This is a genomic window from Massilia scottii, assembly GCF_030846495.1.
Taxonomy (GTDB): domain Bacteria; phylum Pseudomonadota; class Gammaproteobacteria; order Burkholderiales; family Burkholderiaceae_D; genus Telluria_A; species Telluria_A violaceinigra.
The window spans coordinates 96,070-110,169 of record NZ_JAVCWM010000003.1 but is presented as its reverse complement, the minus strand read 5'-3'; the positions used below and the strand labels follow the sequence as shown (position 1 = coordinate 110,169).

The 14,100-nt window shown below is 64.9% G+C and carries 13 protein-coding genes; 10 read left to right on the top strand and 3 right to left on the bottom strand.

Annotation, left to right across the window (positions count from 1 at the left end; genetic code table 11):
* Window positions 1-6: 6 nt before the first annotated feature.
* The 3 genes from RBA41_RS04715 to RBA41_RS04705 all read right to left on the bottom strand — a co-directional run bounded on the left by RBA41_RS04715 (window position 7) and on the right by RBA41_RS04705 (window position 1,706).
* Window positions 7-717 carry a hypothetical protein gene (locus tag RBA41_RS04715; protein WP_306621551.1) on the bottom strand — a complete coding sequence of 237 codons (711 nt, stop codon included), beginning with the start codon at window positions 715-717 and terminating at the stop codon, window positions 7-9.
* Window positions 689-1,087 carry a hypothetical protein gene (locus tag RBA41_RS04710; protein ID WP_306621548.1) on the bottom strand — a complete coding sequence of 133 codons (399 nt, stop codon included), beginning with the start codon at window positions 1,085-1,087 and terminating at the stop codon, window positions 689-691. Before RBA41_RS04710 ends, RBA41_RS04715 begins: the two co-directional genes overlap by 29 nt.
* Window positions 1,088-1,490: 403 nt before the next feature.
* Window positions 1,491-1,706, bottom strand: coding sequence for a hypothetical protein (locus tag RBA41_RS04705; RefSeq protein ID WP_306621546.1), 216 nt, complete (start codon window positions 1,704-1,706; stop codon window positions 1,491-1,493).
* A gap of 210 nt (window positions 1,707-1,916) precedes the next feature.
* Between RBA41_RS04705 and RBA41_RS04700 the strand changes: the two genes are divergently transcribed.
* The 10 genes from RBA41_RS04700 to RBA41_RS04655 all read left to right on the top strand — a co-directional run bounded on the left by RBA41_RS04700 (window position 1,917) and on the right by RBA41_RS04655 (window position 14,085).
* Window positions 1,917-2,891 (top strand): ABC transporter substrate-binding protein, encoded by a 975-nt coding sequence (locus RBA41_RS04700; protein ID WP_306621544.1) that lies wholly within the window; start codon window positions 1,917-1,919, stop codon window positions 2,889-2,891.
* Window positions 2,892-2,955: 64 nt separating this feature from the next.
* Entirely contained in the window at window positions 2,956-3,771 is an 816-nt protein-coding gene (locus RBA41_RS04695; protein WP_306621542.1) for an ABC transporter permease, read from the top strand.
* Window position 3,772: 1 nt separating this feature from the next.
* The gene (locus RBA41_RS04690; RefSeq protein ID WP_306621540.1) at window positions 3,773-4,570 is read left to right on the top strand and encodes an ABC transporter ATP-binding protein; all 798 of its coding nucleotides are present in this window, start codon (window positions 3,773-3,775) and stop codon (window positions 4,568-4,570) included.
* A 66-nt stretch (window positions 4,571-4,636) separates the two neighbouring features.
* Window positions 4,637-5,440 carry a cytochrome C assembly family protein gene (locus RBA41_RS04685; RefSeq protein WP_306621538.1) on the top strand — a complete coding sequence of 268 codons (804 nt, stop codon included), beginning with the start codon at window positions 4,637-4,639 and terminating at the stop codon, window positions 5,438-5,440.
* Window positions 5,437-5,685, top strand: coding sequence for a PP0621 family protein (locus tag RBA41_RS04680; RefSeq protein WP_306621536.1), 249 nt, complete (start codon window positions 5,437-5,439; stop codon window positions 5,683-5,685). The genes RBA41_RS04685 and RBA41_RS04680 overlap by 4 nt, the downstream gene beginning before the upstream one ends.
* A gap of 3 nt (window positions 5,686-5,688) precedes the next feature.
* Complete coding sequence (locus RBA41_RS04675) at window positions 5,689-7,416, top strand: sensor histidine kinase (protein WP_306621534.1); 1,728 nt, start codon at window positions 5,689-5,691, stop codon at window positions 7,414-7,416.
* Window positions 7,413-8,840, top strand: coding sequence for a sigma-54-dependent transcriptional regulator (locus RBA41_RS04670; protein WP_306621532.1), 1,428 nt, complete (start codon window positions 7,413-7,415; stop codon window positions 8,838-8,840). The genes RBA41_RS04675 and RBA41_RS04670 overlap by 4 nt, the downstream gene beginning before the upstream one ends.
* Before the next feature lie 576 nt (window positions 8,841-9,416).
* Window positions 9,417-12,377, top strand: a complete 2,961-nt coding sequence (locus tag RBA41_RS04665; protein WP_306621530.1) for a ribonucleoside-diphosphate reductase subunit alpha — start codon at window positions 9,417-9,419, stop codon at window positions 12,375-12,377.
* Between the two features lie 94 nt (window positions 12,378-12,471).
* Window positions 12,472-13,608 carry a ribonucleotide-diphosphate reductase subunit beta gene (locus tag RBA41_RS04660; protein ID WP_306621528.1) on the top strand — a complete coding sequence of 379 codons (1,137 nt, stop codon included), beginning with the start codon at window positions 12,472-12,474 and terminating at the stop codon, window positions 13,606-13,608.
* A 285-nt stretch (window positions 13,609-13,893) separates the two neighbouring features.
* The gene (locus RBA41_RS04655) at window positions 13,894-14,085 is read left to right on the top strand and encodes a hypothetical protein (protein WP_306621526.1); all 192 of its coding nucleotides are present in this window, start codon (window positions 13,894-13,896) and stop codon (window positions 14,083-14,085) included.
* Window positions 14,086-14,100: the final 15 nt, after the last annotated feature.

Genomic DNA, 14,100 nt, shown 5'->3' with positions numbered 1-14,100 from the left:
TATTAATTAATCTGTAACGTTGTGTATCGGCAAGGCATCGTGGGCGCTAGCTGCGGCCACGATGCCTCGTCCGTTCATCGGGATGGCGGCGCCGGCGCGACCGTCAGCGGTGGGTCGGCGTGCGTTTGGCCCATTCGTTGCGCGCGAAATGCGCGTGCAGTGCTTGAACATGGGCGCCGTGTATTGGCCCCTGGCGTCACCGCCGTAGGCGCGGATCAGCATCGACAGCGCCTGCGGCAGGCGCGCATCGCCCGGCTCGCGCGTGGCGTGCTCCATGACCAGGCCGGCCAGATAGTCGGTTCCACTCGGCAAAGCCGCCAGGGTGGCGCGCTCGGCGCGCAAGGTGGCCGCCGCGCCGGCCGCCAAAAAGGCCGGCATGGCGGGCGCAGCGACGCGCTTGCCGTAAGTCGGGGTGCCGCCGGCGAACACGCTCCACCAGTTCTCGCGCGACCGTTCGAGGTCGTTGCTGGCGCGCATGACCGGGTGGGCGAACTTGGCGGGGTCTGTCTCGTAGCGGATGAAGGGGCTGACGTTGCCGACCATGCCCGGATAGCGCGCCAGCAGCATGGCGCTGATGCCGCGCCGCAGCGCCGGATTGGTTTCGGCCAGCATCTGGTCCACCAGCGGACCCGAACCGGCAAAGCGCGCCTTGATGGCGGGTGCCAGGCGGGTGGCCACATCGGGCCGGTCAAGCGGCAGGGCGCGCGTCCAGGCCACCGTTTCGAGCTCGGCGCGCAGCTTGGGCGGCCGCCAGCAGCGCCGCTGGCGGCGGCGCCTGCTTTGTCGCGAGCGTGAGCGCCGCCACCAGCCACGGCAACTGTTGCGTCGTTTCCCACTGGCGCAGCGCTTCGGCCGGGGAGGCGCTGGCGGCGCGCGCGCTGCGCATCGCCGCCAGCCAGGCGCCATACGCCAGTTGACCGCGTTCGGCGGGCGCGGTACTGCGCCAGGCGTAGCTGTAGTCGCGCACGTCCTGTCCGATCGTGGCGGACGGCGCGGCGCTGCCCAGTTCGGCGTCGAGCCGGGCCAGTACCTGCGCCGGCGCGCGCGGCCAGGTAGGGCGCGGTGACGTGCCAGGGCGATGCCGCATCCTGGGCGATGGCGTCGAAGCGCGCCGCCGCCTCGGGGTAGGCGCCGCGGTAAAAGTGGGCGGCTGCCTGCTGGTAGGCGCGGTCCATGCGCAGCCAGTGGGGCGCGCCGGCCAGGGCCTCGGCCGGCATCGCGGTGGGCGAACACGGCATCCTGGCCCACGATCCAGTCGCGCAGCGTGGCGCCGTCGCTGCCGTAGCTGGCCAGGCGGATGCCCAGGGTGCGGGTGGCGTTGCGAAACGCGTCCGCCGGGCAGTTCAGCACGGAAGCGTCCTTGCCGGCGATGGCGAGCGCGGCGAGCTTGGGTCCGCCGGCGCGCGCGCGTTCGGTTTGCCACCCTTCCAGAGCGCGCTTGAGCGCGGGGTCGTTATGCGGATTGTGGCCGCCCCACTCGCTCGTTTCGTTCAGCCAGCAGGGGTCGAAAGGGCGCAGGCGATCCTGGGCGGCGGCGTCGAGCGGCATGCCGGCCAGCGCGGCGGCTCGAACACGTTGCCGTCGGCCGACGGGTCTTCATAAAAGGTGCAGCGGCGCTCGCCGGCCTGCGCGGTCGTCATGGCGGCCAGGCCGACCATCATGAAAAACAACGGTGCGCCGACACGCTTATGCAAAATGGGTTTCATTGATCTCTTTCACTGGGGGGGCGTCATCTTATCAGCGCAAAGCTTGCGCCAGTCGTTAGACATTGGTTTCTCTCCGGGCTATCTTTCTCCGAGGCAAGCGCGAGTGAGTGCGGCAACGGTCCGGCAAACGGCGATCGGTTGCGTCTTATTCGCATGCATGACGACACGCGCGGTACCTCATCGACTCTGCACCATCCAACGGAGACAGGCATGACAGGGAAGTTCATCGGCAAGACCATCGTACTGGCGGCGCTGTTCGCCGCCAGCCACAGCCACGCCCAGGATGTGATCCGTCTTGGCAACCTGAAGTTCGCGCATTTCGGCGCCGTTTCGTACATCAAGGAAATCGCGCCCAAATGCGGCATCAAGGTCGAGGAAAAGATTTTCGCCAAGGGGCTCGATGTGATGCAAGCGATCATCGCCGGCGAGCTCGATGTCGGCGCGACCGCGTCCGAGGCGGCCATTTCGGGGCGCGCCAGCGGGGCGCCGATCTTCGTGGTGGCCGGTTTCGCCAAGGGCGGCGCGCGCCTGGTGGCGCGGTCCGATCTCGGCATCAGGGGCATTCGGGAATTGAAAGGCCGGAAGGTCGGGGTGACGCGCGGCGGCATCCAGGAAGTGCTGCTGATGGCGCAGCTGAAAAAATTCGGCATGAGCGTCGACAGCGCACCCGGCAAGGATGTGCACGTGATCTACCTGCCGTTCGCCGACCTGAACCAGGCGCTGATGGGCAGGAACATCGACGCCATGATGCAGTCCGAGCCGCAATCGTCGCAAGCCATCAACAAGGGTTTCGGGATGGAAGTGATGAAACCCTACGACACGCCGATCGGCGAGCCGGTGCGCACCATGGTGATGACCGAAGCCTTCTACAACGGCAAGCGGGTACTGGCCGACAAGTTCATGCGCTGCTTCGTCGAAGCGACCCGCACCTTCATGGCCCATCCGTCCATCGCCGAGAAATACGTGCGCGAAGTGATCTACAAGGGCCAGATCACCAGGGACGACTTCGAGGATGCGATCAGCAATGCGCCGTATTCGCTGGACGTGACGGCCGAGCATATCCAGATCACCACCGACACCATGGTCAACACCGGCGTGGGGCGCATGGTGCGTCCGCCCCTGGCCAGGGACTGGGTCAGGACCGAGCTGCTCGACGCGGCCAAGAAAAGCATGGGGGTGAGGTGAGCAGGCTCCCCGTTCGACAATCCGACAGTATCAACAGCATGAAAACAACGTTTCCGGAGGTGGCATGAACAGCAGACAGTTGCGTGAAGTGGGAATCGGCCTGGTGGTGCCGGCCGTGGTGATCGCCTTGTGGCAGCTGGCGGCGGTGCAGGGCCTGGTCAATCCCCAGGTATTGCCGTCGCCGCTGGCGGTGCTCCACAAATGGATCGAGTACCTGCTGCCGCTGCAGCCGCACGCGGACGGCAGCTGGCTGGCCTGGGCCGTGTCGGGCGAACTGATGGTCGACTCGCTCACCAGCATGTACCGGGTGCTGCTCGGTTTTGCCATCGGCGCCGGGCTGGCGCTGCCGCTCGGGCTGGCCATGGGCGCCAACGCGCGCGTGTACGCCTGGCTCAATCCGCTGGTGCAGCTGCTGCGCCCGATCCCGCCGATCGCCTACATTCCGCTGGCGATCCTGTGGTTCGGGCTGGGTAATCCGCCGGCCGTGTTCCTGATCGCGCTGGGGGCGTTCTTTCCGGTGCTGATCAATACCATTGCCGGGGTGCGCCAGGTGGACGGCATTTACCTGCGCGCGGCGCGCAACCTGGGCGCCAGCCAGCGCACCATGTTCGTGCGCGTGATCCTGCCGGCCGCCGTGCCCTATATTTTGTCGGGCGTGCGGATCGGGATCGGTACCGCCTTCATCGTCGTGATCGTCTCGGAAATGATCGCGGTGAATAATGGCCTGGGTTTTCGCATCCTGGAAGCGCGCGAGTATTTTTGGTCCGACAAGATCATGGCCGGCATGATCACCATCGGCATGCTGGGGCTGGCGATCGACGTCGGCATGAACCGCCTGAACAATTACCTGCTGCGCTGGCATCGCGGCCTGGAGAACTGACATGACTGCATCACCGATCCGTATCGAAGGCGTCGACAAGACATTCAGCAGCGCCGGGGGCGAGCTGGTCGCGCTCAAGGATATCAACCTGGACATCCCGGCCGGGCAATTCACCTGCCTGCTGGGACCGTCGGGCTGCGGCAAGTCGACCCTGCTCAATGCCGTGGCCGGCTTTGCCCTGCCCACACGCGGCACCATCCGCACCGGCGGACACCCGGTGACGGGGCCGGGGCCGGAGCGCGGCATGGTGTTCCAGGAGTACGCCCTGTTTCCCTGGATGACGGTCGAGCAGAACGTCGCCTTCGGCCTGGAAATCAAGGGCGTGGCCAAGGCCGCCATCGACGCCACCGTGGCCCGCCTGCTGGAGATGCTGTCGCTGAGCGACTTTCGCCAGCGCTTTCCCAAGGATTTGTCGGGCGGCATGCGCCAGCGGGTGGCGATTGCGCGCGTGCTGGCGCTGGACTCGCCGATCATGCTGATGGACGAGCCGTTCGGCGCGCTCGACGCGCTGACCCGGCGCAACCTGCAGGACGAGCTGCTGCGCATCTGGGCCGCCACCGGCAAGACCATCATTTTCGTCACCCACAGCATCGAGGAAGCGATCTACCTGGCCGACCGCATCGTGGTGATGACCTACCGTCCGGGCACGGTCAAGCGCGACGTCATGGTCGACCTGCCGCGCCTGCGCGACCCGGCCGCGCCCGAGTTCAATGCGCTCAAGCGCGAGCTGGGGCAGCTGGTCATGGAAGAGCAGCAGCGCCATCACAACGACGAGTTGCGCATGGCGGCAGTCGATTAGGACAGGCTGGAGGCGGCGCCCTCACGCCGTCCCCGCCAGCGCGCGCCGATAGTGTAAACTTGCAGCATGCAGACTTACTTACTTATCGCAGCGGCGCTGCTGTACGCGGTGTGCGCCATTCTCCCCACGCCCCGGGGCACGCTCATTTCCGGCGTCACCGCCGGGGCCTGGCTGCTGCACGGCGCCGCCCTGTGGCTCGACATGATGGCGCCCGGCAGCGTGCGGATCGGCTTTGCGCTGATGATTTCCGCCGCCCTGTGGATCTCGGTGGCCGCCTACTGGGTCGAAAACCGCAATTTCGCGCTGGACGGCCTGCGCCGCCTGGTCATGCCGTGCGCCGCAGCCGCCGCGCTGCTGCCGGCCGTGTTCCCGGGCAGCGTGCTGCAGCTCGAAGGGCGCGCCCCGGCCTTCGGCTGGCACATTTCGGTGGCCATCCTGGCCTACAGCACCCTGACCATCGCCGCCTTCCACGCGGTCCTGATGGCGCTGCAGGAAACGCGCCTGCATGCGCGCAACCCGCAAGCGGGCTGGCTGGCCACGGCGCTCGACCAGCTGCCGGCCCTGCTGACCATGGAAAAGCTGCTGTTCCGCCTGATCTGGATCGGCTTCGTGCTGCTCAGCCTGACCGTGCTGTCGGGGATCGTGTTTTCGGAGCAGGTGTTCGGCACCGTGCTCAAGTGGGATCACAAGAGCGTCTTCACCTTGCTGTCGTGGGTCCTGTTCGCCGCGCTGCTGGCCGGACGGCGCTGGCGCGGCTGGCGCGGCAAGACCGCGCTGCGCTTCACCCTGGCCGGTTTCGCCACCCTGGTGCTGGCCTATGTCGGCAGCCGTTTCGTTCTTGAAGTCGTTTTGCACCGGGGGCTGGCATGATACGCATTCTGTTCTGGATCGCGCTGGTGGCGCTGGTGATCGCGGCCATCCGCAGCAAGCTGCGCGGCATGATGCCGCCGCCGGGGCAGGGCGCCGCTCCGCGCCAGGATCGGCCGGCGGCGCGCGAAGCCGAAACCATGATCGCCTGCGCCCACTGCCACGTGTACTTCCCCGAGTCGGAAGCGGTCAAGGCCGGCGGCCGGGAGTATTGCAGCCCGGACCACGCCCGTTTGCCGCCCGCCTGAGTGATGTCCTTCTGGAGCGCGCTGTCGGCAGAGTCGCGCGAAACATTCTGGCGCTCGCTGCAGGCGCTGACCGCCACCCGCATCGTCATTTCGCTGGTGCTGCTGGCGTACCTGGCGTTCGACCAGAAAGACGCGGCCGGCACCGGCCATCATCTGTATACCGAAACCTGCATCGCCTACCTGGCGCTGGCCGGCGCGTTCGTGCTGGCCAGCGTGTACGTGCGCAAGCACTTCCTGATGCAGGTGGTGGTGCAGATCGCGGTCGACATCGCGGTCATTTCGGTGCTGTACATGGCCGCAGCGGCCAGCCGCGGCAGCCTGGTGATCCTGTACCTGTTCCCGCTGGCCGGCGCCGCGATCCTGGCGCCGCGCCTGCTGGCCCTGTTTTCGGCCGCGCTGGTCACCCTGTTCCTGCTGATCGATTCCCTGTACCAGGTGTTCCTGGGCATGGCCGGCATGCCGCTCACCCAGGCCGGGCTGTACGGCGCCGCCTTCTTCGCCATCGTGATGGTGGTCAGCCGCCTTGCCGCCAAGCTGATCCGGCAGGAAGAACTGGCCGCGCGCCACGGCGCCGACCTGAAAATCCAGCAGGCGATCAACCAGATCATCATCGCCGACGTCGACGACGGCATCCTCGTGGTCGACCGCGACGGGCACATTTTCGCCGGCAACCCGGCCGCCCAGCACATGCTGGGACTGGCCAACGGCGACAGCGGCTTCGCCCTGTCCGAGGTGCCTGCGCTGGAACCGGTTGCGTATGCGTTTTCGGAGTGGCAGCAGCAGGTCGGACCGGCCGTGGGCGGGCTGCGCGCCGCCTTCGTGACCGTCAAGCCGTACCGCGACAGCGGCGGCGGCGGCGACGCCGGCACGGCAGCCTGGAGCGGGCGGCGCGACCTGGCGGCCCACCTCAAGCTGCGTTTCGCGCGGGTCGACACGGTCGACGAGGCGTCCGAGCGCTGCGTTATCTTTTTACAGGACGTCACCGCCATCGAAAACCAGGCCCAGGAACTGAAACTGGCCTCGATGGGACGCCTGACCGCCAGTATCGCGCATGAGGTGCGCAATCCGCTCTCGGCCATCGGCCACGCCACCGCCCTGCTGGCGGAAGACTTGCACGAGCCGGGCCAGGCGCGCCTGCTCAAGATCGTCGGCGACAATGTGGCGCGGGTGAACCGCATGGTCGAAGACATACTGCAATTGTCGCGCAAGGTCCAGCCCAACGGCGATCCGTTGTTGCTCGGCCCCTTTTTGAATGAGTTGAAAACCGAATTTGACGAAACCCAAGGGGTCGCCAATGATATAGTGTGGTTGGGCAACACTGGAGCCGTGCCGGTGCGTTTCGACGCGCTGCACCTGCGCGAAGTGCTGATCAACCTGCTGACCAATGCGCTGCGCTACGCCAGCGGCGGGGAGGGCTGTATCCGCGTGTACGTCGTCACCGATGCGGCCGGCGGCATGGAGCTGCACGTGCAGGACGACGGGCCGGGCATCACGCCCGACGTGCGGGCCCACCTGTTCGAACCGTTTTATACGACCTCGAGCAAGGGCACCGGGCTGGGGCTGTACCTGGCGCGCGAGCTGTGCCTGAACAACGCGGCGATGCTCGATTACGAGTATCGCTTCGACGCCAGCGGCTTCGGGGTACGCAAGGCCAGCGGCCGGTTTGTGATTTCGTTCGCGCAGCCGCTGGGAGCGCGCGGCGCCACTAGTAACAGAAAGGCAACAACATGACATCACCCCGCGTACTGGTCGTCGATGACGAGGCGGATTTACGCGAACTGCTGGAAATCACGCTGGTCAGGATGGGGCTCGATGTGGACAGCGCCGAAACGCTGCGCGAGGCGCGCGCCTTCCTGGCGCAGAACGATTACGGCCTGATCCTGACCGACATGCGCCTGCCCGACGGCCTGGGCCTGGAACTGGTGCAGGAAGTGAACGCTTCCAACAAATCGACCCCGATCGCGGTCGTGACCGCCTACGGCAGCGCCGAAAACGCGGTGGTGGCCTTGAAGGCGGGCGCCTTCGATTACGTGTCCAAGCCGGTGGTGCTGGACGATTTGCGCGTGATGGTGCAGTCGGCCCTGCGCCTGTCGGCCCCGGCCACGCAGTCGGGCAGCCCGGCCGCCGCCGGCACCGCCTCGCGCCTGATCGGCGAATCGGCCGTGATGCAGTCGCTGCGCAACCAGATCGAACGGCTGGCGCGCTCGATGGCGCCGATTGCGATTACGGGCGAATCGGGCAGCGGCAAGGAACTGGTGGCGCGCGAAATCCACGCCCGCAGTTCGCGCGCGGGCAAGCCCTTCATTGCCGTGAACTGCGGCGCGATTCCCGAAGCGCTGATGGAAGCCGAGTTTTTCGGCTACCGCAAGGGTGCGTTCACGGGCGCGGCCGACGAGCGCGACGGATTTTTCCATGCGGCCAACGGCGGCACCCTGATGCTCGATGAAGTGGCCGATCTGCCGCTGGCGATGCAGGTCAAGCTGCTGCGCGCGATCCAGGAACGGCGCGTGCGCAAGATCGGCGCGACCAGCGAGGAGCCGGTCGACGTGCGCATCATCAGCGCCACGCACCAGAACCTGGCGCAGTGCGTCGAGACCGGCAAGTTCCGCCAGGATCTGTTTTACCGCCTGAATGTGATCGAATTGAGCGTGCCGCCGCTGCGCGAGCGGCTCGACGACCTGGGGGTGCTGGTCAATGGCATGCTGGCGCGCCTGGCCGGACCGGGGCAGCAGGCCGCGCTCGGGCCGCAGGTGCTGGAAACCTTGAGCACGTATTCGTTCCCGGGCAATGTGCGCGAGCTGGAGAACGTGCTGGAGCGGGCGCTGGCGTTCGCCAATGACGGCGTGATCGAAGTGGGCGACCTGTCGCTCAAGGGCGCGCGGGTGGCCGAGCGGGCGGCGCCCGTCGCTGAAGCGGTGCCGGCGCCGGTGGCGGCGCCAGCGCAGGCAGCGGCTGCGCCGGTGAGCGCGAGCGGGCCGGCGGAGTTGCCGAGCAGCCTGCCCGATTATCTGGAGCAGGTCGAGCGCGAGATCATCTTGCGCGCGCTGACCCAGACCCAGTTCAACCGCACCCAGGCGGCCCTGCTGCTGGGGATCAGTTTCCGGCAGCTGCGCTACCAGATGCAGAAGCTCGATATCCAGGAGCCGGAGGGCTAGGGTGCGGCGGCCGACACCTGGGGCCTATGGCGCGTCTGCGCAGAAATAAATGGGCCCCCGCCTGCGCGGGGGCGACGAGATAGCCGGGTGGCGTCCTTCCAGGCCCATTCCAACGCCCACTCCCCCCACGGTTTATAATGCTGCCCCGCGACGCAAAAACGGCAGGCGCGCGCGCTGGCGGCTGCTTCAAAAAAGGGCACCCGTTAGTATGTGCTAACCGGGCAGTCCTTCATGCGGCCTGAGTCAAAAAAGTCAAGCGACGCACAGGAAAATATTGCTACTTAATTCTATTGCCACTCCCCGGGTGAGGTACTACAATTAGTCCCACATTTGATGAATCGACTAGATATAGTGGTTTTTGAAGCTCTGCCACCGATAACTCAGCATCCATAACGCAGCACGGCAAGCCCAGTTTTTAACGCAATCCACCCACCATTGCCTTACGGCGCCGGCCTCGACATTCCAGGCTGGCGGGGGTAGTTTTTTTGTTTTTATATTTGTTGGGGACGGTTGATTGACGCCGTCCACTTGATAACAACCGGCGGCAGACCAAAGCCCGCCGCTCCAGGAGGTTCAATGCAAACATCCCAAGATTCTTCGATCAACCAATTGCACATCACACCTGGAGCAGCAGGCCAGCCAGCACCGACCAGTGCCGCCGCCGTCGCCGCCCGCGGCGACTACCGCATCATCCGCCGCAACGGCGCTGTCGTCGCCTTTGAACCGTCGAAGATCTCGATCGCCGTCACCAAGGCCTTTTTGGCCGTTAACGGTGGCCAGAGCGCCGGCTCCGCGCGCGTGCGCGAACTGGTCGAGCAACTGACCGAGAACGTCGTTTCCGCCCTGATCCGCCGCCAGCCATCGGGCGGCACCTTCCACATCGAAGACGTGCAGGACCAGGTCGAACTGTCGCTGATGCGCTCGGGCGAGCACGACGTGGCGCGTGCCTACGTGCTGTACCGCGCCAAGCACATGGAAGAGCGCCGCCTGCAGAAGGAGGCACAAGGTGCCTCCGCGCAAATGAGCGCGCCGCAAATCCACGTCACTGAAAACGGCCAGCGCCGCCTGCTCGACATGAACCAGGTGCGCGACCTGATCGCCGCCGCCTGCGTCGGCCTGGAAAAACACGTCGACGCCGACGCCATCCTGGCCGAAACGGTCAAGAACCTGTACGACGGCGTGCCGGTCGAAGAGCTGCACAAGTCCGCCATCCTGGCTGCGCGCGCGCTGATGGAAAAGGACCCGGCTTACTCGCAAGTGACCGCCCGCATCCTGCTGCACACCATCCGCAAGGAAGTGTTCTGCGAAGAAGTGCCGCAAGCGAAAGCGGCGGCACACTATATAGAGTACTTCCCGAAATACATCGCCAAGGGCATCGAGAACGAGTTGCTGGACCCGGTCCTGGCCACCTTCGACCTGGCCAAGCTGGCCAAGGCCCTGGTCGCCGACCGTGACTTGCAGTTCGGCTACATCGGCCTGCAAACCCTGTACGACCGCTACTTCCTGCACGTGCGCGACGTGCGCATCGAAATGCCGCAGGCGTTCTACATGCGCGTGGCCATGGGCCTGTCGCTGCGCGAAGAAAACCGCGAAGCGCGCGCCGTCGAGTTCTACAACCTGCTGTCGTCGTTCGACTTCATGAGCTCGACCCCGACCCTGTTCAATTCCGGCACCCTGCGCTCGCAGCTCTCGTCATGCTACCTGACCACCGTCTCGGACGACCTGGAAGGCATCTACGACGCGATCAAGGAAAACGCGCTGCTGGCCAAGTTCGCCGGCGGCCTGGGCAACGACTGGACGCCGGTGCGCGCCCTGGGCGCCCACATCAAGGGTACCAACGGCAAGTCGCAAGGCGTGGTGCCGTTCCTGAAAGTGGTCAACGATACCGCCGTGGCGGTCAACCAGGGCGGCAAGCGCAAGGGCGCGGTGTGCGCCTACCTGGAAACCTGGCACATGGACGTGGAAGAATTCCTGGACCTGCGCAAGAACACGGGCGACGACCGCCGCCGCACCCACGACATGAACACGGCCAACTGGATTCCCGACCTGTTCATGAAGCGCGTGATGGAAAAGGGCGACTGGACCCTGTTCTCGCCATCGGAAACGCCTGACCTGCACGACAAGGTCGGCAAGGCCTTCGAGGCGGCCTACACCGGCTACGAAGCCAAAGCGGCCGCCGGCGAGATCCGCGTGTTCAAGAAGATCGCCGCGCTCGACCTGTGGCGCAAGATGCTGTCGATGCTGTTCGAAACCGGCCACCCATGGATCACCTTCAAGGATCCATGCAACATCCGTTCGCCACAGCAACACGTCGGCGTGGTCCACAGCTCGAACCTGTGCACCGAGATCACCCTGAACACCAACGAGTCGGAAATCGCCGTCTGCAACCTGGGTTCGGTGAACTTGCCGGCGCACATGAAAGAAGGCAAGCTCGACCCGGTCAAGCTGCAGAAAACCGTGCGCACCGCGATGCGCATGCTCGACAACGTCATCGATATCAATTACTACGCCGTCGAAAAAGCGCGCAACTCGAACATGCGCCACCGTCCGGTGGGAATGGGTATCATGGGCTTCCAGGATTGCCTGCACATGATGCGCGTGCCTTATTCGTCGAACCAGGCGGTGCAATTCGCCGATTCCTCGATGGAAGCGGTGTGCTACTACGCCTACCTGGCCTCGACCGAGCTGGCCGAAGAGCGCGGCCGCTACGAGTCGTACAGCGGCTCGCTGTGGGACCGCGGCATCCTGCCGCAGGATTCGATCAAGCTGCTGGCCGAGGAACGCGGCGGCTACCTGGAAGTGGACATGTCGTCGGCCATGGACTGGACCGTGGTGCGCGAGCGCATCAAGCAGTTCGGCATGCGCAACTCGAACTGCGTGGCGATCGCCCCGACCGCGACGATCTCGAACATCATCGGCGTGTCGGCCTGCATCGAACCGACCTTCCAGAACCTGTACGTGAAGTCGAACCTGTCCGGCGAATTTACCGAGATCAATTCTTACCTGGTGCGCGACCTCAAGGCGCGCGACCTGTGGGATGAAGTCATGATCGCCGACCTGAAATACTTCGACGGTTCGCTGGCCAAGATCGACCGCATCCCGCAAGACTTGCGTGACATTTACGCAACGGCGTTCGAGGTTTCGCCGAGCTGGCTGGTGGAAGCGGCATCGCGCCGCCAGAAGTGGATCGACCAGGCCCAGTCGCTGAACATCTACATGGCTGGCGCGTCGGGCAAGAAGCTCGACGAGACCTACAAGCTGGCCTGGCTGCGCGGCCTGAAGACCACCTACTACCTGCGCACCATCGCGGCGACCCACATGGAAAAGTCGACTTCCAAGACCGGCGCGCTGAACGCGGTGGCGGTGGACGGCGGCATGTCGGCCCACGCGATGGGCGCGGCGGCCGATACGGCGGCCAAGGTGGCGGCGAGCGCAGCGGCAGCGACGGCAGCCGCGGCGGCGGCCGAGGAAGACGGCGCGGCGTGCTACCTGCGTCCGGGCGACGATGGCTTCGAGGAATGCGAAGCCTGCCAGTAATAGTGTCATCGCCGGAGTCATCCGGCAAAGAGGCGGAGCGCCACGGCGCTCCGCGCAATACCGAATTGAAGACAGACGAAAAGAGGAAATGACCATGTTGTCCTGGGACGATGAAACAGCCAGCGCGCCAGCCGCGCGCCCCGTGGCGCCAAGCGCCGCCGAAACGGGTACCGAACCCGTAGCCGTAACGGACGCCGATGCCGCATCGGTCGCCAAGCGCGTGCACGCCGACGACAAGCGCATCATCAACGGCAAGACCGATGTGAACCAGCTGGTCCCGTTCAAATACAAATGGGCGTGGGACAAATACCTGGCCGGTTGCGCCAATCACTGGATGCCGCAAGAGGTCAACATGCAGCGCGACATCGAGTTGTGGAAAAATCCCAACGGTTTGACCGATGACGAGCGTCGTCTCGTCAAACGCAACCTGGGCTTCTTCGTGACCGCCGATTCGCTGGCCGCCAACAACATCGTGCTGGGCACCTACCGCCACATCACGGCGCCGGAATGCCGCCAGTACCTGCTGCGCCAGGCGTTCGAGGAAGCGATCCACACCCACGCCTACCAGTACATCGTGGAGTCGCTGGGGCTCGATGAAGCGGAGATTTTCAACGCCTACAACGAGGTCAAGTCGATCCGCGACAAGGATGAATTCCTGATTCCGTTCATCAATACCCTGACCGATCCGGCCTTCACCACGGGGACCGTGGAGAACGACCAGAAGCTGCTCAAGTCGCTGATCGTGTTCGCCTGCCTGATGGAAGGGCTGTTCTTCTACGTCGGCTTTACCCAGATCCTGGCGCTCGGACGCCAGAACAAGATGATGGGTGCGGCGGAGCAATATCAGTACATCCTGCGCGACGAATCGATGCATTGCAATTTCGGAATCGACTTGATCAACACGATCAAGATGGAAAACCCGCTGCTGTGGACCCCGGCTTTCCGCGAAGAGATCAAGGCGCTGTTCCTGGAAGCGGTCGACCTGGAGTATGCGTACGCCGAAGACACCATGCCGCGCGGCGTGCTCGGCCTGAACGCGACCATGTTCAAGGGTTACCTGCGCTTCATCGCGAACCGCCGCGCGCAGCAGATCGGCCTGGACGCGCTGTTCGCCCAAGAGGAAAATCCATTCCCGTGGATGAGCGAAATGATCGACCTGAAAAAGGAGCGCAACTTCTTCGAGACGCGCGTGACCGAGTATCAGACCGGTGGTGCATTGAACTGGGAGTAAGCCCAGAGAATTGAGCCGAGGAAGGATTCTGCTCAATCGATTGTCTTTCAAGCTTCGGGCGGACTATCCATGTTCGCCCGAGTCCGTTTACGGCCATGCTCGTCGAACAAGACGAGGATGGCCGTACTCTCTCATAAGCTCTGCGCTATCTTGCAGCGACTGCAAGGGTGGACATCAAGCGCACTCCACGATGTCCGCTTTCAGCGCTTTCACGCCGCCGGCGTCCGACAGCATGCGCACGAGCAGACAGGCAGGCGCGCGCCGACGTGCGCGCGGCGCCACGACATGAACACGGCCAATGGCGCGAGCGTCGGTGCATCGACCGGTGGCATGCGCAACGCGAACTGCGCGAGCGCGTCATGCAGTGCGACAGAGTTGTGGAAAAATCCCAACGGTTTGACGATGACGAGCGTCGTCTCGCAAAAAGAAATTCAAGCGTGGTTGCGGGCGCCGGTTCGTCCGCCGCGAACGACATGACGCTCGCAACCGGGC

What these genes read in the sequence shown, in the direction of transcription:
- RBA41_RS04710 (WP_306621548.1), bottom strand. Translation starts at nt 1,087, where the DNA reads ATGCGGCATCGCCCTGGCACGTCACCGCGCCCTACCTGGCCGCGCGCG.
- RBA41_RS04705 (WP_306621546.1), bottom strand. Translation starts at nt 1,706, where the DNA reads ATGAAACCCATTTTGCATAAGCGTGTCGGCGCACCGTTGTTTTTCATG.
- RBA41_RS04700 (WP_306621544.1), top strand. Translation starts at nt 1,917, where the DNA reads ATGACAGGGAAGTTCATCGGCAAGACCATCGTACTGGCGGCGCTGTTC.
- RBA41_RS04695 (WP_306621542.1), top strand. Translation starts at nt 2,956, where the DNA reads ATGAACAGCAGACAGTTGCGTGAAGTGGGAATCGGCCTGGTGGTGCCG.
- RBA41_RS04690 (WP_306621540.1), top strand. Translation starts at nt 3,773, where the DNA reads ATGACTGCATCACCGATCCGTATCGAAGGCGTCGACAAGACATTCAGC.
- RBA41_RS04685 (WP_306621538.1), top strand. Translation starts at nt 4,637, where the DNA reads ATGCAGACTTACTTACTTATCGCAGCGGCGCTGCTGTACGCGGTGTGC.
- RBA41_RS04680 (WP_306621536.1), top strand. Translation starts at nt 5,437, where the DNA reads ATGATACGCATTCTGTTCTGGATCGCGCTGGTGGCGCTGGTGATCGCG.
- RBA41_RS04675 (WP_306621534.1), top strand. Translation starts at nt 5,689, where the DNA reads ATGTCCTTCTGGAGCGCGCTGTCGGCAGAGTCGCGCGAAACATTCTGG.
- RBA41_RS04670 (WP_306621532.1), top strand. Translation starts at nt 7,413, where the DNA reads ATGACATCACCCCGCGTACTGGTCGTCGATGACGAGGCGGATTTACGC.
- RBA41_RS04665 (WP_306621530.1), top strand. Translation starts at nt 9,417, where the DNA reads ATGCAAACATCCCAAGATTCTTCGATCAACCAATTGCACATCACACCT.
- RBA41_RS04660 (WP_306621528.1), top strand. Translation starts at nt 12,472, where the DNA reads ATGTTGTCCTGGGACGATGAAACAGCCAGCGCGCCAGCCGCGCGCCCC.
- RBA41_RS04655 (WP_306621526.1), top strand. Translation starts at nt 13,894, where the DNA reads ATGAACACGGCCAATGGCGCGAGCGTCGGTGCATCGACCGGTGGCATG.